The 21,362-nt window shown below is 57.1% G+C and carries 19 protein-coding genes; 11 read left to right on the forward strand and 8 right to left on the reverse strand.

The window, feature by feature from the left end:
* The first annotated feature begins 251 nt into the window (after window positions 1-251).
* Window positions 252-1,535 (forward strand): glutamate-1-semialdehyde-2,1-aminomutase, encoded by a 1,284-nt coding sequence (gene hemL / locus CVU69_12590; GenBank protein ID PKN11423.1) that lies wholly within the window; start codon window positions 252-254, stop codon window positions 1,533-1,535.
* Window positions 1,536-1,620: 85 nt separating this feature from the next.
* Here the strand turns inward: hemL and CVU69_12595 are convergent, their stop codons facing one another.
* Window positions 1,621-3,303: a glutamine--tRNA ligase gene (locus CVU69_12595; GenBank protein ID PKN11424.1), complete on the reverse strand. Its 1,683-nt coding sequence runs from the start codon at window positions 3,301-3,303 to the stop codon at window positions 1,621-1,623.
* A 207-nt stretch (window positions 3,304-3,510) separates the two neighbouring features.
* Here CVU69_12595 and CVU69_12600 point away from each other — a divergent pair, with 207 nt between their 5' ends.
* Window positions 3,511-3,786: a thioredoxin family protein gene (locus CVU69_12600; protein PKN11425.1), complete on the forward strand. Its 276-nt coding sequence runs from the start codon at window positions 3,511-3,513 to the stop codon at window positions 3,784-3,786.
* Between the two features lie 148 nt (window positions 3,787-3,934).
* On the forward strand, window positions 3,935-5,338 hold the full coding sequence (hemG, locus tag CVU69_12605) for a protoporphyrinogen oxidase (GenBank protein ID PKN11426.1): 1,404 nt from the start codon (window positions 3,935-3,937) through the stop codon (window positions 5,336-5,338).
* A gap of 31 nt (window positions 5,339-5,369) precedes the next feature.
* Here the strand turns inward: hemG and CVU69_12610 are convergent, their stop codons facing one another.
* The 4 genes from CVU69_12610 to CVU69_12625 form a co-directional block, all read right to left on the reverse strand.
* Window positions 5,370-6,551 carry a cardiolipin synthase B gene (locus CVU69_12610; protein ID PKN11427.1) on the reverse strand — a complete coding sequence of 394 codons (1,182 nt, stop codon included), beginning with the start codon at window positions 6,549-6,551 and terminating at the stop codon, window positions 5,370-5,372.
* Window positions 6,552-6,690: 139 nt separating this feature from the next.
* Window positions 6,691-7,857: an aminotransferase class I and II gene (locus CVU69_12615; GenBank protein PKN11428.1), complete on the reverse strand. Its 1,167-nt coding sequence runs from the start codon at window positions 7,855-7,857 to the stop codon at window positions 6,691-6,693.
* Between the two features lie 75 nt (window positions 7,858-7,932).
* Entirely contained in the window at window positions 7,933-10,116 is a 2,184-nt protein-coding gene (locus CVU69_12620; protein ID PKN11429.1) for a two-component system response regulator, read from the reverse strand.
* A 39-nt stretch (window positions 10,117-10,155) separates the two neighbouring features.
* Window positions 10,156-12,231, reverse strand: a complete 2,076-nt coding sequence (locus tag CVU69_12625) for a hypothetical protein (protein ID PKN11430.1) — start codon at window positions 12,229-12,231, stop codon at window positions 10,156-10,158.
* Window positions 12,232-12,618: 387 nt separating this feature from the next.
* Between CVU69_12625 and CVU69_12630 the strand changes: the two genes are divergently transcribed.
* From CVU69_12630 to CVU69_12660, 7 genes are all read left to right on the forward strand, one after another.
* Window positions 12,619-13,932, forward strand: a complete 1,314-nt coding sequence (locus CVU69_12630) for an ATP-dependent RNA helicase RhlE (GenBank protein PKN11431.1) — start codon at window positions 12,619-12,621, stop codon at window positions 13,930-13,932.
* A gap of 159 nt (window positions 13,933-14,091) precedes the next feature.
* Entirely contained in the window at window positions 14,092-14,808 is a 717-nt protein-coding gene (locus CVU69_12635) for an ABC transporter ATP-binding protein (protein PKN11432.1), read from the forward strand.
* A complete protein-coding gene (locus CVU69_12640) occupies window positions 14,801-15,736 on the forward strand; it encodes a FeS assembly protein SufBD (protein PKN11433.1) in 936 nt (311 codons plus the stop codon). The genes CVU69_12635 and CVU69_12640 overlap by 8 nt, the downstream gene beginning before the upstream one ends.
* Window positions 15,737-15,861: 125 nt before the next feature.
* Window positions 15,862-16,872 (forward strand): AmmeMemoRadiSam system radical SAM enzyme, encoded by a 1,011-nt coding sequence (gene amrS, locus CVU69_12645; GenBank protein ID PKN11434.1) that lies wholly within the window; start codon window positions 15,862-15,864, stop codon window positions 16,870-16,872.
* A gap of 39 nt (window positions 16,873-16,911) precedes the next feature.
* Window positions 16,912-17,400: an adenosine monophosphate-protein transferase gene (locus tag CVU69_12650; protein ID PKN11435.1), complete on the forward strand. Its 489-nt coding sequence runs from the start codon at window positions 16,912-16,914 to the stop codon at window positions 17,398-17,400.
* Between the two features lie 65 nt (window positions 17,401-17,465).
* Entirely contained in the window at window positions 17,466-18,080 is a 615-nt protein-coding gene (locus CVU69_12655; protein ID PKN11436.1) for a protein-L-isoaspartate O-methyltransferase, read from the forward strand.
* 36 nt (window positions 18,081-18,116) lie between these two features.
* Window positions 18,117-18,947, forward strand: coding sequence for a serine/threonine-protein phosphatase (locus tag CVU69_12660; GenBank protein PKN11437.1), 831 nt, complete (start codon window positions 18,117-18,119; stop codon window positions 18,945-18,947).
* Between the two features lie 21 nt (window positions 18,948-18,968).
* Here CVU69_12660 and CVU69_12665 read toward each other — a convergent pair whose 3' ends face one another.
* Window positions 18,969-19,436: a hypothetical protein gene (locus tag CVU69_12665; GenBank protein ID PKN11438.1), complete on the reverse strand. Its 468-nt coding sequence runs from the start codon at window positions 19,434-19,436 to the stop codon at window positions 18,969-18,971.
* A gap of 213 nt (window positions 19,437-19,649) precedes the next feature.
* On the opposite strand from CVU69_12665, the gene CVU69_12670 reads away from it, so the two are divergent.
* Window positions 19,650-20,186 (forward strand): hypothetical protein, encoded by a 537-nt coding sequence (locus CVU69_12670; GenBank protein ID PKN11439.1) that lies wholly within the window; start codon window positions 19,650-19,652, stop codon window positions 20,184-20,186.
* A 75-nt stretch (window positions 20,187-20,261) separates the two neighbouring features.
* Here CVU69_12670 and CVU69_12675 read toward each other — a convergent pair whose 3' ends face one another.
* Both CVU69_12675 and CVU69_12680 read right to left on the reverse strand, forming a co-directional pair.
* On the reverse strand, window positions 20,262-21,041 hold the full coding sequence (locus tag CVU69_12675; GenBank protein PKN11440.1) for a peptidase: 780 nt from the start codon (window positions 21,039-21,041) through the stop codon (window positions 20,262-20,264).
* Window positions 21,042-21,061: 20 nt separating this feature from the next.
* Window positions 21,062-21,256 (reverse strand): hypothetical protein, encoded by a 195-nt coding sequence (locus CVU69_12680; GenBank protein ID PKN11441.1) that lies wholly within the window; start codon window positions 21,254-21,256, stop codon window positions 21,062-21,064.
* Between the last annotated feature and the right edge of the window lie 106 nt (window positions 21,257-21,362).

The following is a 21,362-nucleotide window of genomic DNA, read 5'->3' on the forward strand; positions in this document are numbered from 1 at the left end:
TGATTTAACCTGTATTTACATATAGTTATCAACGCATATCGGGTGATTTGTTTTTTTTAAATCATTAAAGCTAATCCCGCTGAGTCTGAATTGGACCTATCCACACTTGACGGCGTGCTTGTTAAGGTACCGCTGAATCCATTCAAGTTACACAACAGGAAGAACTCCTTGACAGCACACTGACTGCATGCTAATCAAAACTTTCCTCACGGCGACTCCGGCCTTAACTTCAACCCGAAACAGGGGGTCACATGATTCACAATCAATCATCCCGATGCTTTGCAGAAGCCAACCAGATTATCCCCGGCGGTGTCAACAGCCCGGTCCGCGCCTTTCGCTCGGTCGGTTGCGAGCCGATCTTCATCGAACGCGCAGCCGGCTCAAAAATCTATGATATTGACGGCAATGCTTATATTGATTACGTCGGCTCCTGGGGGCCGATGATCCTCGGCCATTGCCACCCGCAGGTTGTCAGCGCCATCGAAAAGGCGGCGCGCAACGGCGCTTCTTTCGGCGCACCGACCAAGCTTGAAATCGAACTGGCCGAGATGGTCTGCGAGGCCTACCCGAATATCGAGATGGTGCGCATGGTTTCGTCCGGCACCGAAGCGACGATGAGCGCCATCCGTCTGGCGCGCGGCTACACCGGGCGGGATAAAATCCTCAAATTCGACGGCTGCTACCATGGCCATGCCGATTCCCTCCTGGTCAAGGCCGGCTCCGGCGCTGCCACGTTCGGGGTTCCGACCTCCCTCGGGGTTCCGGTTGACCTCGCCAAACACACCCTCACCGCTACCTATAATGATCTTGAAGAGACCCGCAACCTAGTTCGGGTCAATTCCGGTCAGATCGCCGCCATTATTGTTGAGCCGATCGCCGGAAATATGGGCTGCGTCGCCCCCCGCCCTGGTTTCCTTGAAGGATTGCGGCAACTCTGTAACGAAGAGGGGATCGTCCTGATCATCGACGAAGTTATGACCGGCTTCCGCGTCGCCTTTGGCGGCGCCCAGGAACGCTTCAAGGTTCAGGGTGACCTCGTTTGTCTCGGCAAGATCATCGGCGGCGGACTCCCGGTCGGTGCCTTTGGCGGCAAACGCGAGATCATGGAGAAACTCTCCCCCCTCGGCGGCGTTTATCAGGCCGGCACCCTCTCAGGCAACCCCCTGGCGATGAGCGCAGGGATAGCCACCCTGAAGCTCCTCAAGGAGCCCGGTTTCTACAACCTTATCGAAGAGAAGAGCGACTATCTGGAAAAGGGACTGTTAGACGCTGCCAAGGAATCACCGATTCCGACCTGCTGGAACCGGGTCGGCGGCATGTTCTGCTCCTTCTTCACCGCAGGCCCCGTCACCAACTTCACTGAAGCGTTAAAGAGCGACACTGTCGCTTTCGGCAAGTTTTTCCGCTCCATGCTCGATCAGGGGATCAACCTCGCCCCGAGTCAATTTGAAGCCGGCTTCATGAGTGCCGCACACAGTCAGGATGATCTTGATCAGACCATCGCTGCAGCTCGCAAGGCCTACAAGTCCCTGTAACCGCAGCTTGTCTGATGAGAACGACGAAAGGCCCCGGTATTTGCCGGAGCCTTTCGTCGTTCAGAGTCGCTAAGGCTAAGAGCTGTTAAACGCTCTTGCTCCACGAATCGCGCAGGGTAGCAATACGATTAAAGACCGGCACGCCGCTTGCCGACACTGCCGCATCAAGACAAAAATAGCCCTGGCGTTCAAACTGGTAGCGGATCAGCGGATCAGCTGTGGCCAGCCCCGGCTCACAGCGGCAGTCGCGCAGGATCTCCACTGAATGGGGATTGATCTGCTGCAGATAATCGACCTCTTTGCCGACGCCCGGCTGCGGTACACTGAAGAGGCGATCGTAAAGACGCACCTCGGCCGCAGCACTGTCGCGGGCCGAGACCCAGTGAATCGTCCCCTTGACCTTGCGCCCGTCCGGCGAAGAGCCACCGCGACTGGCAGAATCATAACTGCAGCGCAGCTCGACGATAGCGCCGCTGGCCGGATCGTGCACCACCCCGGTGCAGGTGATAAAGTAAGCGTTACGCAGCCGTACCTCTTTCCCCGGCGCCAGCCGGAAGAAGCCTTTCGGCGGCACTTCGGCAAAGTCGTCCTGCTCGATATAAATCTCGCGGCCAAAGGGGACGGTACGGACACCGAAGTCAGGATTGGCCGGATGATTGGCCACCTCCATCAGCTCAACCTCCCCTTCCGGATAATTCTCGATCACCACCTTGAGGGGACGCAGCACTACCATGACCCGCGGCGCGCTGTCGTTGAGCTCCTCGCGCACACAATCTTCCAGAACACTCATATCGATCCAGTTATCATTCCGGCCGACACCGATACGCTCGCAGAAGGTGCGGATCGCTGCTGGTGGATAACCGCGCCGCCGTAGTCCCGACAGGGTCGGCAGGCGCGGATCATCCCAGCCGGCGACATGACCGTCACTGACGAGTTCAAGGAGCTTGCGCTTACTCATCACCGTATAGGTCAGGTTGAGGCGGGCAAACTCGTACTGACGCGGGCGCGCCGGCAGAGTGAGATTATCGATGACCCAATCGTAAAGGGGACGGTGGTCCTCGAATTCAAGGGTGCAGATCGAGTGGGTCACCCCTTCGAGGGCATCCGAGATCGGGTGGGCAAAGTCGTACATCGGATAGATGCACCAGGCAGCGCCGGTACGATGATGTTCGGTCTGCTTGATACGGTACAGGGCGGGATCACGCAGGTTGATATTCGGCGCCGCCATATCGATTTTAGCGCGGAGGATATGAGTGCCATCGGCAAATTCACCGGACCGCATGCGACGAAAGAGGTCGAAACTTTCAGCACTGCTCCGCTCGCGGTAGGGGCTGGCCACCCCGGGTTCGGTGAGGGTGCCGCGCCGCTGCCGCATCTCCTCGGCGCTCTGGCTGTCGACATAAGCCTTGCCGGCGTTGATCAGCGCCTCAGCACACTGATAAAACGTTTCGTAATAGTCAGAAGCGTAATAAAGGTGCTCCCCCCAATCGAAACCGAGCCAGGCGACATCGCGCTTGATCGACTCTTCATATTCGACCTCTTCTTTGGCCGGATTGGTGTCATCAAAACGGAGATGACAGCAGCCGGCAAAATCTCGGGCGAGGCCGAAGTTCAGACAGATCGACTTGGCGTGGCCGATGTGGAGATAGCCGTTCGGTTCCGGCGGAAAGCGGGTGACGATGGAGCGATGCCGCCCCTCTTTGAGATCGGCGCTGATAATATTGCGGATAAAGTTGCTCGGCGTACTTTCGGTAACCTGATCATCCATAAGCGTGACATCCTGCGCGAGTAGTCAAAAAAGCTGCGGCACTATAGCCAGTTTCTGTAAGTTTTTCCAAGGAATTAATCCACTCTTTAGATTGGCGACGAATAACCGACTATTTTAGTTATTTTTCCCTTGCACTCCGGAAAAAAAGTGATAATATACTACTAAATGAATCAGCAATTATGCCCGCAGGGTAGAAAGGAGCGAATCATGAAGATCGAAATTCTCGTTAATGCCAAGAGCGTTGAAGCCGGTGACCGGGTATTACAAAACGTCAAAGAGGCATTGGAGCGGACTGATATCGAAGCGGAAGTTCATATTTATCATGATGCTCACAAAATGATTGATCACCGTGTTTATATTGCTCCGGCCCTGATGATTGATGATGCCGTTCGCATCGCTGGACGGATACCGGAAACAAAAGAGATCCTTTCTATCTTTGCCGAACGTCCGCGTTACCACAAACGTTTGAAAAAAGTCGCCTGACCCCGACAGGCGAAGCTCAAAATTTAAAGTTTGCCGGAAGAGGTCCTCCTGCTCTTCCGGCTTTTTTTGTCTTTTTTGCTCCCTTTACATTTTCCCCGCGCTGCGGTAGTTTCCTCGGAATTCTTTAAGAAACCCTGGAGACCATGCGATGCGACAGATTGCCATTATTGGCGGGGGAATTTCCGGACTTTCCGCCGCCCATGCGATAGAACGACTGAGCAGAGCCGCCGGCATTGCCGCTCAGGTGACGATCTTTGAAAAAGAAGAGCGCACCGGCGGCAAGGTCTGGAGTCTGCACGAAGAAGGCTTCCTCTGCGAATGGGGCCCGAACGGCTTTCTCGACAGCAAACCGATGACGTTGGAGCTCTGCGCTCACCTCGGCATCAGCGAAAAACTGCTCCGTTCTGACGACAACGCCCGCAAGCGCTTCATCTATGCGACCGGGCAACTGCACAGCCTCCCGGAGAACGGGCCGAGTTTTCTCAAATCGCAGCTGATCAGCTGGCCGGGCAAGATGCGCCTGGCCGCTGAACTCCTGATCCCGCCGCGCCGTGACGGCGTTGACGAAACCCTGGCATCCTTTGCCCGCCGCCGCCTCGGCCCTGAAGCCCTCGACAAACTCATCGGCCCGATGGTCTCCGGCATCTTTGCCGGCGATCCCGAGACCATGAGCCTCAAGAGCTGCTTCCCCCGCATCTGCGAACTTGAACAGCAGTACGGCGGCCTGCTCAAGGCGATGATTCTTCTCGCCAAGAAGAAGAAAGCCGAGGTCAAGGCCGGCAAAGCCGTGGCCAGCGCCGCCGGTCCGGCCGGCATCCTCACCTCCTTTGTCGGCGGCATCCAGGATCTGACCAACGCCACCGCCGCTTCCCTGAGCGGGCCGGTGCGCACCGGGACAACCGTAACGGCGATCCGCCGCCAGAGCGCCGGATTCGAACTCACCCTCGCCGACGGCAGCAGCGTCAACAGCGAAATCGTCATCTTTGCCGCCCCCGCTTATGCCCTGGCCGGGATAACCGACAGCTTCGATGCCGAGATGGCGCGGATCCTCCGCGAGATCCTTTATGCGCCGATGAACGTCATCTGCTGTGGCTATGAGCGGGAAAAGATTTCCCGCAACCTCGACGCCTTTGGCTATCTCATCGCCAAGAAAGAGGGGCGTGCCACCCTCGGCACCCTCTGGGATTCAAGCATCTTCCCGAATCGCGCCCCGCAGGGAAAGGTCCTGCTGCGCTCGATGATGGGCGGCGCCACCAATCCCGGCGCCATCAACCTCAATGACAGCGACGTCCTGACGAAAGTCCGGGGCGATCTCCAGCAGATCATGGGGATCAGCGCCGCCCCCGACTTTGTCCGTATCTTCCGTCACCCCCAGGCCATCCCCCAGTATACCGTCGGCCACAGCCGCCGCGTCGAGGCCCTGCGCGCCCGCGCCGCCTTGGCGCCGGGGCTCTTCCTCACCGGCAATGCCTTCTTCGGTGTCGGGCTTAACGACTGCGTCAACGCCTCCAATCAGGTCGCCGACGCCGTCCTCGCCCATCTGCAAGCGTAAATCCTTCGTAGGGGCACGGCGCGCCGTGCCCCTACAGAAACCAGTTAAGAGGCAACAGCAACCACTCCAGACCGCGGATCAGCCAGCTGCGACGCTCGTGCTTCGACAGTTCAATCGGCTGTGATGCCGCCAATTCGGTTACAATGAGCTCCTCCACCTGACGACCGAAATCCTGACTGGCGACGATCACACTCACTTCGTAATTACGATGAAAACTGCGCTGATCGAGATTCGCCGAACCGATCACCGCCCAGGAGCTGTCGATCAACATCACCTTGGCATGCAGAATCGCCCCCTGCCGTTCGTAGACCTTGACCCCCCCCTTGAGCAACACCCCGTAATAGCTCCTATTTACCAGCCGTAGCAACGGAACATCACTGCGCGCCGGGAGGATTATCTCCACCACCACCCCGCGCCGCGCCGCCCGGAACATCGCGCGCAGAAAGCGCGGTCCGGGGACGAAGTAAGGCGTTTCGATGCGGATACTGGAGCCGGCACTCGCCATCCCCAACATAAAAGCGTCACGAATTCGTGAACGATTATGATGTGGACCGCCGCTGACAATCGCCACAGCGGCGTCGCCACCAGCAGGGGGAACTAGCGAACAGCTGCAGGAAATGGGTAAGATCTCAGATGTGCTCAGCCAATTCTCCGCAAAGAGTTGATGGAGTTCCTTGGCCGCCGGCCCCTCAAGGCGCAACCCCATATCCCGCCAACTTCGCAGTGGATCGTCCCCGGCGTACTCATCACCGATATTCAGGCCGCAGGCGTATGCCAGGCGGCAGTCAATGATGGCAATTTTGCGATGATCACGTTTATCAAACCAGCTGAGACCGTTCCGAAAGGGGGGAGGATTAAAAGCGGCGCAGCGGATACCGTCTTGTTCGAGGACGGCAAAGAAACTGGCGGGAGTATCGAAAGAGCCGATGTAGTCGTAAAGGAACTCGACCATGACCCCTCGCTGCACTGCCCGTTTCAGACTCGCCGCCAGCAAACGACCGGTGCGGTCGGCACGGACGATATAAAATTCCAGAGAGATCGAGGTCGTCGCCGCCTCGACGGAAGCAAAGAGATCACGAAAAAAGTCACTGCCGCTTCGCAACAGGACAACACGATTCCCCGAGGAAAAGCTCGCGTCGATACTGCGCCGAAAGCGGGCGAAGAAACGGCTAGTGAGATTACGAGGCCCTTGCGGCGGGAGGATTAACGACATCGGCAGTCACCCATCAGATTAGATGCGCTACCATCCCGGCAGGGAAGGATGATTTTAATTCTACGCGGCAATCGGGTGATGTCCAGAATAAACCGCCCAGTGCTGTTTTCATCCGGATAAAAACAAAAAGGTGAGCGATCTACAGCGCGCAGAAACGTTGCACCGCCGCCGGAATCGCACCGGCGGTGATATTACCGAAGGCAAGCCGAAGATAGCCCTCAAGTCCGGGGCCGAAGGCCTCACCGGGGAGACAGATGAGATTCTCTTCGAGAGCGAGACGCCGCGCCACCTGCCGGCCGCTTTGGCCGGTAAAGGGATGGCGCACCCAAGCAAAGAAGGCACCGCTGGCGCTGATGCAGAAACGATTTCCGGCAACGGTGAAGGACGTCCTGAAAAGATCGTGACGCTCCTGCATCATGCGGGCATTGGCATCGACCCAGGCATCGAGATGGTCGCAGCCCCAGGCAATGGCATGCTGGGTGAGACGCGGCGCACAGACGACCATGCTGTCCTGTACCTTGAGGGCGGCATGGATTACCGTTTCACTGGCGACCAGTGCCCCGGCGCGGTAGCCGGTGAGGGCGTAGGTCTTGCCGAAGGAGGCGATCTGAACGAAGTGATCGCCCCATTCCGGCGTGCTGAAGAGGTCGTGGCGGGAGACAGGCGGGACAAAGGTGTTATAGGTTTCATCGAGGACCAGGGCAATATTGCGGCGTTGCGCCAGCTCAAAAAGTTCGCGTAGCAGGGCCGGGGGCAGGATGGCACCGGTCGGGTTACTCGGTGAAACCAGGAGGATTACACGGGTCCTTGCAGTGATCGCCGCAGCAATCTGCGCCGGGTCGGGGAGACCGCCGGAACCTTCAATATAAGGGAGATAACGCGGCACCACCCCGTAAGCAGCCAAGGCCATGGGATGATCGAAGTACGCGGGAAGAGGGACGATGACTTCATCCCCGGCCCGGCAAAGGGTCAGCATCGCCAACCAGAAGGCCTGACTGGCACCGACCGTCAAACAGATTTCCGTTGCCTGCGGCCCGGCGCCGTAGCGGCGTTCATACCAGTTGGCAATGGACTGCCGGACTGCGGTGAGCCCTTCATCCGGGGAGTATTTGGCAATATCCGGATCGTGCAGCAGAGGAGTCAGCGCCTTCATCATCGTCTGGGCCGGGGGATAATCGGGGATGGCCTGACAAAGGTCAATAAGTGGTTTTTCCGGAGGGAAGGTGTGATCGGCGATCCACGATTTAACCTCGGTAATCGGCGGAGGCTGAATGGCGGCCAGAGCGGGAGAGAGCGAAAAGGGCATAACGCCTCCTGAACAACGAAAGAATTTGGCAATTCCCCTGCTGTTCCTTCGAAAAACAGTGGACAACAGCCACTGTTAACAAACCAGACAGGCCTCCAACTTCCCGTCCGGCCGCCCGGCCATTAACTCCATAGTCGCCTGTGCCGACTGCGGTTTACCGAACAAAAACCCCTGAACCTCGACACAGCCAAGATTTTTCAGATAGGTCAGTTGTGCAACCGTTTCGACCCCTTCCGCCACCATGTGCAGTTTCAGCCCCGTCGCCATGGCAGCGATGGCATCAACAATACAGGTCTGCCTGGTGTCCGGCTCGATATCCTTGACAAACGACCGATCAATCTTGATGGTATTGACCGGCAGTTTGTGCAGATAACTCAGGGATGAATAACCGGTTCCGAAATCGTCAATGGCAATGGTCAGGCCACTGGCTCTCAGGCGCAACAGCTTCTGAATGGCGCTTTCACTGTTTTTCATCAGCCCGGACTCGGTAATTTCGATTTCGATATAATCGCCGCTGAGATTAAGTTCCTCCAAAGTACCCATGATCTTCTTGACAAAATCATCCTGCTCAATCTGGATCGCCGAAATATTAATAGAGACCTTAATCTTGGGCAGTCCCTGTTCGCGCCAGCGACAGATTTCTTCACAGGTGGCGCGAAACACCCAGTCGCCGATAGGAATAATCAACCGTGTCTGCTCCGCCAGGGGAATGAAATCATTAGGCATCACCAGCCCTTTTTCCGGATGGAACCAGCGGAGAAGTGCTTCCATGCCGACGATCTGACAGGTGAGCGAGTTGACTTTCGGCTGGAAGTGGATTTCAAACTGCTTCTGCTCAAGGGCCCGGTGCAGGTCGCGCTCCACTGCCAGATGGCTGACAAAGGAATCGTTCATCTTTTCACAGAAGAAACGGAAACCGTCCTTTCCATTTGATTTGACGTGGTACATGGCGATATCGGCGCTCTTCACCAAAGTTTCCATCGTTTCACCACCATGCGGATACATGGCGATGCCGATACTGGCGCTGATGAATATTTCCTGATTGTTGATAAAGATAGGAGCCCTGATGTTATCGAGAATCTTCTGGGCCACCGCACCGGCATCCTCTTTTGTCCTGATCCGCGGCAAAAGCAGGGTAAACTCGTCACCACCAAAACGGGCCAGAGTATCGTAAGCGCGCAGACACAGCGTAATCCGCTCCGCGACAATCTGGAGCAGTTTGTCCCCCATGCTGTGGCCCATAGAGTCGTTGACCAGCTTGAACCGGTCCACATCCAGATACATGACCGCCAGATTCTCGCTGTAGCGGCGCGCATGCGCAATCGCCAGGGTGATCCGGTCTTCAAAGAGGGCACGATTCGGCAGGCTCGTCAACAAATCATGGTAGGCTTGGTAGTTTATCAGCTCCTCGTGACGCTTGCGGTCGGTGATATCCCGGGCACAGCCATAGGTCCCGATAAATTCTCTTTCACCATTCAACCCCTGGGGGTTGTACATCCCCATCGAATGCAGCGCAATCGGCAGCACATGCGTCTCAAAGTAACGAGACTCCTTTGCTTCATCGTTGATCTTCAGGCGCAGTTCGACATCTTTACTGGCTCGCGCTCCGGTGCGCCGCTCATGGAAGACATAATTGGCCTCGGCAAGATCTTCCTCATGAACCAGCACCGAATAGTGCTTTCCGATCAGATCCTCACGTTTATAACCGAGCAGGATCTCTATGCGATCGTTGATAAAGGTGAAGAGCCCGTTGTTATCGAGCACATAAACAATATCCGGTGAGTTGTTAACAATGTAACGGTGCAGTTTTTCCGATTCCTCCAGAGACCGAGCCATGGCCTTGTGCTGCTGTTCGAGGGTGCGGCTCTGCAAACCGTTGTTGATGGTGGTCAAAAGTTCCCCGGCATCATACGGTTTACGAACAAAATCGTAAGCCCCTTCGGTCAAGGCATCCTTGACCATGGTGAAAGAAGTCTCTCCGCTGACGACGATCACCTTGGTATCGACTTTGTTGTTCCTGATATGCGTAAGGACCTCGTGACCGCAAATACCGGGCATCTGCAGGTCGAGCAGCATCAGATCGTAATCCGAAGTCTGCAACCGCGCGATGGCTTCCGCCCCTCCCTGCGCAGCTTCTGCGTTATGGCCATTGGCCTTGAGGAGCAGTCGCAGACTGGACAGCATCGCGGCATCATCATCGACAATCAGAATTTTCGGTTTTAGCTGTGCCCCGGAGGCAATCGCCTGTATTTCACTCATAAATTACATTCCACCATAATTGTCAAAACAGAAAAAATTTCACCCATCAATCGCTGGTATCACCAGATTAAAACTGGTGCCGAATTCTGCGGAACTGTGACAACTGATCGTTGCACCGATATCATCAACCATCCCCTTAACAATATTTAAACCGAGACCGGCATGCCCTTCACCCTTGGTGCTGGTCACGGGGGAGAAGAGCTTCTCCTTGACCTCGGCAGCGATCCCCGGTCCGTTATCCTGCACCCTGATATCGACATAATGCCGGCCATTCGCAGTGGTATAAAGACGCGTCACCAATGATATCTTTCCGTTTTTATCCAGCGCCTCGGCAGCGTTCTTTAAAAGATTGACAAAAATCTGTTTGATCAGCAGGGATTTGGTTTTAACCGACCACAGGGAAGGATCGAAATCCGTGAAAATTTCAATCTTTTTCGGCGAGAAGACGGTCGGCTTCAGACTTTCAACCACAGAAGAGAGCAGTGCATTGAGGTCGACGGCTGACTCAGGCACTTGTTGCGTGTCTTTCAACTGGCTGTAATACTTTAGAATTTCTCCGATTCTCTTAATTTCATTTTCGATGGCCGGGAAAATCTCTTCATGCTCTGTCCCGGTCAACAGCGTGCCGACAGCACTCATGTAATTATTAATAATCGTCAGGGGATTGCTGACTTCATGGACCAGTTTGGGGATCAGGTTGGCATCATCGCCAGCCGTTTGCGCCCCGGACGTTGCCGCTCGACCTGCCAGCAAGGACGCCAGCGCCCTGGCGACAGCAGCGTTGAGCATCTGTATCCGGGATGAATTGAAAAATTCTATTTCCGACTTATTCTCCAGACCGAGAGCGATGCCTCCGAGCAGCTGCCCCCCCAGTCGCAACGGCAGGCAGACCACCCCCTGCCCCTTGCAGACGCGGATGAGCTGGCGGTCGAACAGCGAAAGATTGAAGCTGTCAAAGTCGAAGGAATGGCGGATTTTATCGCTGCGTAAAGCGGCAGCGAGCAAGCTTCCGGAGCTTAATGATGTCGTCAGCTCACCGACAAGACGAGCCTGCTTAGCGGACGGCAACCCGATGAGTTTAGAACTTTTCGCTTCGACCGTAAAGAAAACCGCTTCCTGCGCCGTCGTATTATGAAGATAGAGATGGCGGGCGGTCGCGACAAAAGATTCAACTCCGGCAGCATCGAAAAGCTGCGTACTTATCCCTTCCTGCTCGGCAAGGTTAAAGACCAGCGAGGTCAAACGTTTCTGCATTCGACCGATCTCTTTTAGCCCATCTTCCTCATCGCCGTTGAAAGGTGACAAGCTGCGATAGCTCTTCCCGGCCAGGGTATAAAGATCTTTCGTCGCGCTCTTGTTAAAACCGAAAAGCTGATCAGCGGCCGACAGAATCTTTTCGTTCAGCACAAAGGGACTGCGGCAAATCTCCAGAGACAGTCGGGCGATGCGGATCAGGGGACTCGCTTCCTGACAGCGGGCAATATCCAGATGCAAAAAACTGACGGCATCGGCCATGAATGATTCAAGCTGCCAACCGGAAATCAGCGCGTCGGCAACCTGCAGATGGTCTGTTGCAAAGCTGATCTGCTCCTGACCCCGGACCTCCTTGCTGCTGAGGGAACTGCCGATATCGTGCAGATACTTTTCCGGATGCTGCGAAAAGAGTGTCATCATCCCGACATTCAGAAGCAGACCGGTCAGTTGCGCTTCTTCCGGATCGGGGTAGGAAATCGCTTCTGCCAGACAACGGGCGGAAATACTTCCGACCTGCGAATAGAACCAGAGTTCCCGCATAAACTGAACTTGCCTGGCAGTGAAGCTGGTTTCCACCAAGTGCTTGGCGGACTGAATCGCAAGATTTTTGATAACAGGAAGGCTGAGACCCGCAAGGGCTGAGGAGAGAGGCGCTCCCGGATCGATCCGGTCGGGGCAGGTAATGACAGCAGCGTTAAGAACTTTGGCGCAAAAAACACTATCCTGCAAAATGATCTGCTGCAGGTCCTGCGGAGAAAAGGCTTCCCCCTGACACGCTCCGAGTAACTGGGCGGCCACATGCGGAGACGAAAGAAGAGACCTCATCTCCCGCGCGCTGATGTGTGAAGAAACCACCGTCATATGCGCCTTACCAGGGAAGGGGACGAAGAAGCCATATCATCCTCTTCGAAAATTCTATTCACTCAAACAGTCCCGGAATATAACCGGACTGATCCAAAACCACTTCATACGAAAATTCACTACCGCACAATATGCCTTTCCTCTTGCGCTGAATCAACAGTTAAAACAAGTAAATCATCATATTTCTTCGTTAATGTAAGCTGCGGATACAAAAAACTGGCGACCTTCCGCTGTTAAAGCATAAATCAACTAAAAACGTGCGAAATAAAATTGGAAAGTTACGCTATCAGGGTTACAGTGTGGTCTCCGTCTCCCTGAATTTACCCTGGACGACGCCAGCCTGCCGCCCCGTTGCCAACGCATCGTTTAATTTAAGGATTATGTTTCATGTCTTTTGAATCTCTCGGCCTGCGCGCCGAACTCCTCAGCGCCATTGCCACCCAGGGCTATACCACCCCCACCCCGATCCAGACCCAGGCGATCCCGGTGATCTTTGCCGGCCACGACCTCCTCGCCGGCGCCCAGACCGGCACCGGCAAGACCGCGGCCTTTGCCCTGCCGATCGTGCAGATGCTCGGTAAGGAGTTCCCCAAGGAGAAACACCGTCGGCCCCGCGCCCTGGTACTGGTGCCGACCCGCGAACTCGCCGCCCAGGTCAGTGAAGATCTGCAATTTTACGGACGGCGCCTGTCGTTGCGCTCGACGATGATCTACGGCGGCGTTAACATCCAGGCGCAGATCGAACGCCTGGAGCGCGGCGTCGATATGGTCGTGGCCACGCCGGGACGCCTCCTCGATCATGCCGAACGCGAAACTATCGATCTTTCCATTGTCGAGTTTCTCGTCCTCGACGAAGCCGACCGCATGCTTGATCTCGGCTTTATCGACGCTATCCTCAAAGTGGCGGAGTATCTGCCGGAGAACCACCAGACCCTGCTCTTTTCCGCCACCTATTCGAACAGTATCAAGGAATTAGCCGACGAACTCCTTGACAAACCGAAGCGGATCGAAGTCGCGCGCCGGCAGATTACCGCCGATGCCGTGGTCCAGACGATCTATCCGGTGGAGCGGAGCCGCAAAAGGGAGATGCTGTCGCATCTGATCCGCAAGGGGGAATGGAATCAGGTCCTGGTCTTTGTCCGCACCCGCTACGGCGCCGACAAACTCACCGAAGAACTCCTCTTCGACGGCATCAAGGCCGCCGCCATCCACAGCAACAAGAGCCAGTCGATCCGCACCCGCACCCTGGCGGAGTTCAAGAAGGGGGAATTCCGCGTTCTGGTGGCGACCGATGTGGCAGCGCGCGGACTCGATATCGAACATCTGCCGCATGTGGTCAACTACGATCTCCCGCAGGTTCCGGAAGATTATGTCCATCGCATCGGCCGCACCGGTCGCGCCGGCGAGAACGGCGTCGCCCTCTCTCTGCTCTGTCGCGAAGAGCAGCCCTTGCTGACCGCCATCGAGAAGTTGCTGAAATACACCATCCCGCGCCAAACCATCGCCGAATTTCCCCAGATTGCGGTGCGGCGCAGCGTCAAGGCCAAAGAGGTCAAGACAGCGGCGGGACCAACCAAGTCCAAGAAGCGCGTCGCGCTGGCGAAAGCCAATGCTCCGTCAGCGACCCCTCCCCGCAAGAAAAAAGTCGTGGAAGAGAAACCGGCGATCAAGGTCGGTCGGCGGGTGAGCCGCATGAAATAATCGCCCCACACACACCTTCTCAACAACGCCGCCATCCAGCATCATGCTGAATGGCGGCGTTGCTGTTTTCACCCCCGGTGCAGCAGTGGCAGAAGGAGGAAAGCCCGCTATACTTCCTTGACGACCCTGCCCCCCCAATCCTGAGCAGAGGAAAGATTTATGGCCCTGCTGGAACTGCACGACATCAGCTATCGCACCCCGGAACGGCTGATCCTTGCCGGCCTGTCACTGACCGTCGAAGCCGGCGAGGTCCATGCCCTCCTCGGTACCAACGGCACCGGAAAGAGCAGCCTCGCTTATCTGATCATGGGCTGCGAAGGATATGCGCCGAACCGTGGAGCGATCATCTTTGCCGGGCAAAGGATCAACAAACTCAAGCTGCATGAGCGCGCCCGTCTCGGCATTGCCCTGGCGTGGCAGGAACCGGTCCGCTTCGAGGGGCTGTCGGTGCGGGATTATCTGCTGCTGCGGGACAAGGGAGGCGATGCCGGTGCGGCCCTGCGACTGGTCGGACTGGAGCCGGAGCTCTACCTGCGGCGACTAGTCGACAAATCACTGAGTGGCGGTGAGCGCAAGCGCATTGAACTCGCTTCGATCTTCGCCCTGCAGCCGCGATGCGCCATCCTTGATGAACCCGATTCCGGCATCGACATGCTCTCCACTGCCGATCTCCTCAATGTCATCAACGCCTTCCGGGCGATGGGGGCAGCCGTCCTCCTCATCACCCACCGCGAAGAGATCGCCCTGCAGGCCGACCGCGCCTCGCAACTCTGCGGCGGCAGGATCGTTTACTCCGGAACACCGGCACAGGTGACGACCTTCTACAAAGAAAGGCGCTGTCAGCTCTGTGACGGCGAAGTGTGCAGCCATGACTGATTTCGAGCGATTGATGAGCGCCTTTGGCGTCGCCGGCGGCGATCAGGCGATCCTTGGCGATACAAAGACCCCCCATCTGCTGGCGGTGGGACACAGCATTCTCAGCGCCCGTTCGGTAGCGGGACTGGAGGTCGAAACTGAAGAACAACGTGACGGCATCCGCGCTCGGGTACGCATCCTCGCCGGAGTGAAGCTGACCAACCCTCTCCACCTCTGTTTCGGCGTCCTCCATAAGCGCGGTACCCAGCGTATCGCCATGGAGGTGATGCTGGAGAAGGGGGCAAGCGCCACCTTTATCGCCCACTGCCTCTTGCCGGATGCCGTCAAAGTGCGCCACCTCATGGAGGCGCAGATAGAGATCGGCGAAGAGGCGCAGCTTTGCTACAGAGAAACCCACTACCACGGCCCGCACGGCGGGGTGAAGGTGGTGCCTAAGGCGCAGGTCAAGATCGCCCGCGCCGGCCGCTACTCATCCGATTTCACCCTGATTGTCGGCCGTGTCGGGGTACTCGCCATCGACTACAGCGTGGAGGTTGGCGAGGCTGCCGTCTGCGAACTGCTGGCGCGGGTCTTTGCCCACGCCAACGACCAGGTGCAGATCACGGAGAAGATCGTCCTCGCCGGCCGGAATGCCCGCGGCCTGATCAAAACCCGCATCGCGCTGGAGGATGACGCACAAGGGGAAGTGACCGGCATCACCGAAGGGCATGCCGCCGGAGCGCGCGGCCATGTCGACTGCCTGGAGATCGTCAAGGACCGCGCCGTCGCCAAGGCGATCCCCATTGTTCACGTCACCCATCCCGGCGCCAAGGTCACCCACGAAGCGGCGATCGGCAGTGTCGATCAACGTCAGCTGGAGACCTTGATGGCGCACGGCCTCACCCCCGAAGAAGCGGTGGAGGTGATCGTCAAGGGGATACTGGCGTAAGGCAAGGTGCCGCCGCACAACTGTTTTTTACGATCTCCCCATCTTTGCAACTTTGGGGTGATTGCTCTTGACCATTTCACTGTTAAGCTTTGGTTAAATACAATCAAGATTGACAGGAGGAGTTCATGCAGGAGGCGATGTTCTACGAAGAACGGGAGGACAATCGGGTGCGTTGCGGCCTGTGCCGCTTCCGCTGCCTGATTGCCGACGGCGCCCGCGGTCACTGCGGGGTCCGCGAGAACCAGGACGGCATCCTTTACAGTCTCGTCTACGGCAAGCTCTGCGCCGAGAACGTCGACCCCATCGAAAAGAAACCCCTTTTTCATTTCCAGCCGGGAAGCCGTTCCTACTCCATCGCCACGGTGGGGTGCAACTTCCGCTGCCGCCACTGCCAAAACTACGAAATCTCGCAGGTTGAGAAGGAGACGCCGATCCGGGGGATGGCACGCACTCCATCCGAAGTGGTGAAAAAAGCTATGGCGCATGGCTGTGCCTCCATTGCCTACACCTACACCGAACCGACCATCTTCTTTGAATTTGCCTATGACACCGCCCGAATCGCCCATGAAGCCGGCCTAAAGAACATCTTCGTCACCAACGGCTACATCACCCCCGAAGCCCTCGCCACCATCGCTCCCTGGCTCGACGCCGCCAATATCGATCTTAAGGGCTTCTCCGAAAACTTCTACCGCGACATCGTCCATGCCCGCCTGTCTGAGGTTCTCGATTCGATTATCGAGTATCGCAAACAGGGGATCTGGATCGAGCTCACTACCCTGATCATCCCCGGCCTCAATGACGATGAAAAGGAGCTGCAGGAACTCGCGAGCTTCATCGTTGCCAACCTCGGGGTCGACACCCCCTGGCACGTCAGCCAGTTCTACCCCACTTACAAACTGATGGACCGCCCCCGCACCCCCCTCGCCACCCTGCGCCGGGCGCGGGAGATCGGTCGCGCCGCCGGTCTGCGCTATGTCTACGAAGGAAATGTCCCCGGCGAGGGGGGAGAGAACACCTGGTGTCCGTCCTGTGCCGCCCTGCTCATCGAACGCTACGGCTTTGCCATCGGCACCAACCGCATCCGCAACGGGGTCTGCCCCGGTTGTGGCACTGCCATTGCCGGCATCGGTATGTGATCCCGAACCGGCCGGAAAGTTACCGGCCAAGGAGGAGTTATGCAACTCGAAATCCATAACGTCAAGATCGAGTATCCGGAAGGATGCAACATCATCCTCGGCCAGACCCACTTCATCAAGAGCGCGGAAGATCTTTATGAAATCATCGTCTCGGCGGTACCGCAGGCCCGCTTCGGCATCGCCTTTACCGAGGCATCCGGTCCCTGCCTGATCCGCACGGAAGGGAATGACGACGATCTGACCCGGGACTGCATCACCGCCCTCAAGGCGATCGGCGCCGGCCATGTCTTCTGCATCCTGCTGCGCGAGGCCTTTCCGATCAACGTCCTCAATCAGATCAAGCACTGCCCTGAGGTCTGCACCATCTACTGTGCCACCGCCAACCCCCTGCAGGTCATCGTCGCCTCTACTCTTCAGGGGTGGGGAATTCTCGGCGTCATCGACGGGGCGCCGCCCAAGGGGGTGGAGACCGATTTCGATCGACAGGAACGCCACGCACTGATGCGCCGGCTCGGCTACAAACGCTGAAGAGAGGGGAGAGTGTGACGATCCGGGTGCCCTGGAGTACGAGAAAGGAAGAAGCGCGCGACGTCATGTTCCGCGAGGATCTGATCGGCCGCGGCATTACGGATACAGCGGTGCTGCGGGCGATGCGCGAGGTGCCGCGGGAGGAATTTGTCGCCCCGGAACTTGCGGCCCATGCTTATGCCGATCACCCGTTGCCGATTGAAGAAGAGCAAACGATCTCGCAGCCCTACATCGTCGCTTATATGACCGAAGCGCTGGAGCTGTCCCCCACCGACCGGGTGCTGGAGATCGGTACCGGCTCCGGCTACGCCGCCGCAGTGTTGAGCCGGATTGCCACGACGGTCTACACCGTCGAACGGCTGGGGAGATTAGCCGCTAATGCTCGAGAACGATTAACAGCACTCGGCTACAGCAATATTGTCGTCCATGAAGGGGACGGCACCCTCGGCTGGCCGGAACATGCCCCATACGATGCTATCGTTGTCACCGCCGGGGCGCCGAAACTGCCGGAAGCACTTCTCGAGCAACTCGCCCCGGGCGGACGGATGGTCATCCCCATCGGCCCGACCTCCTTCCTGCAGATGCTGGTCCGGGTCAGGCGGCGCGGTGAAAATGATTACCACAGTGAAGAACTCTGCCCGGTCCGCTTCGTCCCCCTGATCGGTGCGGCCGGGTGGTAAGGAACAAAAAAAAATGCTCATGTGACGAGGTGTGCCATGGCATACAATGACGGATTAGCCAGGAGTGCGTTGAATCTTCCGAGTACCTTCAAGGACAGCCGGGTGCGGGGAAAGTTTCTCAGTGAAGGAATGGAGCTGGCCGAGAAGGTCCAACAGCTCCTGCTGCCAAAAAGTTCACCTTCCTGCAACTGGTGCCGCAGCGGCGTCAAGAACCGGATGGCGTCGGGACTCGGCGGCGACTACTTCGATATCATCAATATGCCCGATGAATGCCAAACCCTCTTTATCGGTGATGTCACCGGCCATGGCCTGCATGCGTCGATGGTCATGTCCCTGATCTATGGTTTCATTCATCCCGTCGCCGTCGGCAGCTGTGCGCCACTCGAACTGGTGCAGCAGGTCAACCGCTTCCTCATCGAGTTTGCCCGCCGCTCGGAGACCATCGACCAGTACTTCTCCTCCTCCCTTTTCTACGGGATCATCGATCCACGCACCTTCGCCATGCATTATGTCAATGCCGGCCAGGTTCCTGCTCTGGTCCTCCGCGATGGAAAGGTCGAAGAACTGCACTCCACCGGCCCGCCCATCGGTTTCTTCGAGATGCCGGAGATCCAGCTGCAATCCTACAGCTTTGCCCGGGGAGATCGCCTCCTTTTGTATACCGACGGCATCATCGAAACCGCCAACGCCAGTGGCGAGCCCTTTGGTCTCGAACGTTTGAAAGAACTGCTGCAAACAACCGCCGGCACCGATCACCACGAATTTCTTTGCCTCCTCTTCCAGTCCCTCAGCGATTTCGGCGTCTCCGACCCCCCTGAGGACGACTGTTCCGCCATCGTCATCGACCTGCATGGCTGCCGGGCGTAAAGATTTTGGCCGGAACAGCGCCTAATCGCCGACCTTTTGCATCGGACAATGCAACGCCTCAGCCAGGCAAACGGCTTGATCCTTCAACCCGCCACCTTTGATACCCGCCACCACAAAAGCCTTCCCTTTTGCATGGACAACATCCATACGAAATCTTGGCGTAGCGGAATGACCGGTGACCTGACGCGTCAGTTCAACCCGGATGATGGCAGCGGCGTCGAGATGGATCAATGTGACCGGCAGGCCGGCGATGCTCTTGCGAAGATGCAGACGGCCATCGGTGGTTACGAGGACCGAGGTCCGGATCAGCGCCGCGCCGGCAATCAGCAGAGCCAACAAGGCGACACCCCCGATCGCCAGACGGATCAAAAGGGACACCTCCGCCGCCCAGGCGCTCCAGAAAAGGAGCATGGAGACCGGAGCAAGCCAGAGGGCGAGGGATAATTCTTCCGGCCAGATCTGTTGGTAGCGGATGTCTTTTTCGCTCATGGGATTTCCCGTCACGGTGAGAATGATGTAATAGATTACGTGACAGCTAACATGCCATTGCCGGCTGCGGATTTCAAGATGCACTTGACAGCAGCGCGACGACTGGCAGACTGAGAGAAACCTGAAAAGGCAATTTCACACGGATGACACGGATGACACGGATGACACGGATGACACGGATAAAGACAGATAAAGCGAAGAGTGGTGTGCAAAATGCCTTTTACTAACTCAATCTTTTGGAGGTCTGCCATGCGCCGTTTGTTCGCCCTGCTCATCACCGCCCTGCTTGGCTGCACCGCCTGCACCTTACCGATCAGCCAGCCTTCCCTCGAACTGGTGGACCGCGACATCACCTTCACGGCCCTGCGCCAGGACCCCGACCGCTATATGGGGCGCTATCTTCTCCTCGGCGGGGCAATCGTCGCGGTGCGCAACAGCAGTGCCGGGAGTGAACTGGAGGTGGTGCAATTTGCCACTGACCGTAACGGCAGGATCACCGCCACCGACAACTCCGGCGGACGCTTCCTTGTCCAGGTCGCCACCTTCAGCGAACCGGCCGTCTATCAAGGGCGCTTGGTCACGCTGGTGGGCAAGGTCGCCGGCCAGGTGCAGGCCCGCCTCGACGAGATCGATTATCTCTACCCGCTGTTGACGGCGCAGGAACTCCATCTCTGGAAACCGGAGGAGAGTCCGGACGCATCACGTGTCCGTTTTGGTTTTGGATTGGGGGTCGGGACAGTGTTCCATTGAGGGGAGGAGTGAAATGAATGATTTGCAGGATGAGATTCGCGTGATTGATGTGGGAAGGCCCTCGCAAGGCATTGATCACAACTCCCCGTAAAGCCGACGGACCTCTTCCTGACCATGCAGTCGCTCCAGCCTGCGAATGATGAAGTGTCCCCGTCCCATGTCCTGAAAATGATCTATAAACAAACTGTTTATGACTGCACCACCGAATGCCCCAACCACAGGAACGGCCTGAGCCGCCGCTTTTTCCGAGACAACCATCGAAAATCGTGATGCAACCTGCGCAATCAATTTGACAAGTGCGGGAGCGCTCTTTTGTGACAGCCCTTTCTTGGCGACATGCGCCGCCGCTTCCGAGATCGACCTGGGGAGGGCGGCCCTGGCGGCAAAATAGCCTGACTCTGTCCCGTCGTCACGCCTGGAGGGACCGCCAAGGGCCAGAACCTGAACACATTGCAGTCTGGTGTCTGGTGAATGCAAATCCTCTCCTTCGCTGCGAGCAATGTCGGCAATGGATCGCAGCATAATCGTTGTCGAAATCGGCAGCTCGATGGCCAATGCCGGCAAGCCAAAGGCGCCGCCTCCGGCGCCGGTAGCAACCACGGCCAGTTTATGCCACCAGTTCGATGAGGAGGTTCGCTCATTTCTATCCATGGTCAACAGGGCGACATCGAGGGCCTTCTCGATGGAGTTACGCGCGACGTCATTGACCGCCGCACTCCACGATTCCGGCAGTTTTTTGAGCCCCTTTTCAATGGGAGAGCCGACGAAATTGCTGACCTTGGCAGCAAGGCCGGGATTTTCGAGGATATTCTTTGCGGCGCGAAGGTCACTGATTTCCACAGTCGATAGTGCCATATACAACCCTCTCCAAGATGTCAGATGGTGCCATACTTCCGATTAAAATCTTCGTCACTCATGATCAGCAGGAGTATGGCGTCGATGAAACCCAGGAGCGACGGGATAAAGGTCCAGCAGAAGAGCAGATACAAAATACCCAAGCCGACACGGCGCAGGTAAAACTTGTGGATGCCGAAACTCCCCAGGAACAAAGCAAACAAGGCAGCAGCCAGCTTGCTTTGAGGGTGTAAAAAACTTTGTGTAAATGGTCATCGTCGGTTACAACCCGTAACCACTGGAGGAACCGATGGCCATACCGAAAGACGTGCTCGACTGCCT

It is taken from the genome of Deltaproteobacteria bacterium HGW-Deltaproteobacteria-4 (genome assembly GCA_002841765.1).
Taxonomy (GTDB): Bacteria; Desulfobacterota; Desulfuromonadia; order Desulfuromonadales; family UBA2197; genus UBA2197.

Bases quoted from the DNA above. Each gene is read 5' to 3' on its own strand.
- hemL (PKN11423.1), top strand. From the start codon at position 252: ATGATTCACAATCAATCATCCCGATGCTTTGCAGAAGCCAACCAGATT.
- CVU69_12595 (PKN11424.1), bottom strand. From the start codon at position 3,303: ATGGATGATCAGGTTACCGAAAGTACGCCGAGCAACTTTATCCGCAAT.
- CVU69_12600 (PKN11425.1), top strand. From the start codon at position 3,511: ATGAAGATCGAAATTCTCGTTAATGCCAAGAGCGTTGAAGCCGGTGAC.
- hemG (PKN11426.1), top strand. From the start codon at position 3,935: ATGCGACAGATTGCCATTATTGGCGGGGGAATTTCCGGACTTTCCGCC.
- CVU69_12610 (PKN11427.1), bottom strand. From the start codon at position 6,551: ATGTCGTTAATCCTCCCGCCGCAAGGGCCTCGTAATCTCACTAGCCGT.
- CVU69_12615 (PKN11428.1), bottom strand. From the start codon at position 7,857: ATGCCCTTTTCGCTCTCTCCCGCTCTGGCCGCCATTCAGCCTCCGCCG.
- CVU69_12620 (PKN11429.1), bottom strand. From the start codon at position 10,116: ATGAGTGAAATACAGGCGATTGCCTCCGGGGCACAGCTAAAACCGAAA.
- CVU69_12625 (PKN11430.1), bottom strand. From the start codon at position 12,231: ATGACGGTGGTTTCTTCACACATCAGCGCGCGGGAGATGAGGTCTCTT.
- CVU69_12630 (PKN11431.1), top strand. From the start codon at position 12,619: ATGTCTTTTGAATCTCTCGGCCTGCGCGCCGAACTCCTCAGCGCCATT.
- CVU69_12635 (PKN11432.1), top strand. From the start codon at position 14,092: ATGGCCCTGCTGGAACTGCACGACATCAGCTATCGCACCCCGGAACGG.
- CVU69_12640 (PKN11433.1), top strand. From the start codon at position 14,801: ATGACTGATTTCGAGCGATTGATGAGCGCCTTTGGCGTCGCCGGCGGC.
- amrS (PKN11434.1), top strand. From the start codon at position 15,862: ATGCAGGAGGCGATGTTCTACGAAGAACGGGAGGACAATCGGGTGCGT.
- CVU69_12650 (PKN11435.1), top strand. From the start codon at position 16,912: ATGCAACTCGAAATCCATAACGTCAAGATCGAGTATCCGGAAGGATGC.
- CVU69_12655 (PKN11436.1), top strand. From the start codon at position 17,466: ATGTTCCGCGAGGATCTGATCGGCCGCGGCATTACGGATACAGCGGTG.
- CVU69_12660 (PKN11437.1), top strand. From the start codon at position 18,117: ATGGCATACAATGACGGATTAGCCAGGAGTGCGTTGAATCTTCCGAGT.
- CVU69_12665 (PKN11438.1), bottom strand. From the start codon at position 19,436: ATGAGCGAAAAAGACATCCGCTACCAACAGATCTGGCCGGAAGAATTA.
- CVU69_12670 (PKN11439.1), top strand. From the start codon at position 19,650: ATGCCTTTTACTAACTCAATCTTTTGGAGGTCTGCCATGCGCCGTTTG.
- CVU69_12675 (PKN11440.1), bottom strand. From the start codon at position 21,041: ATGGCACTATCGACTGTGGAAATCAGTGACCTTCGCGCCGCAAAGAAT.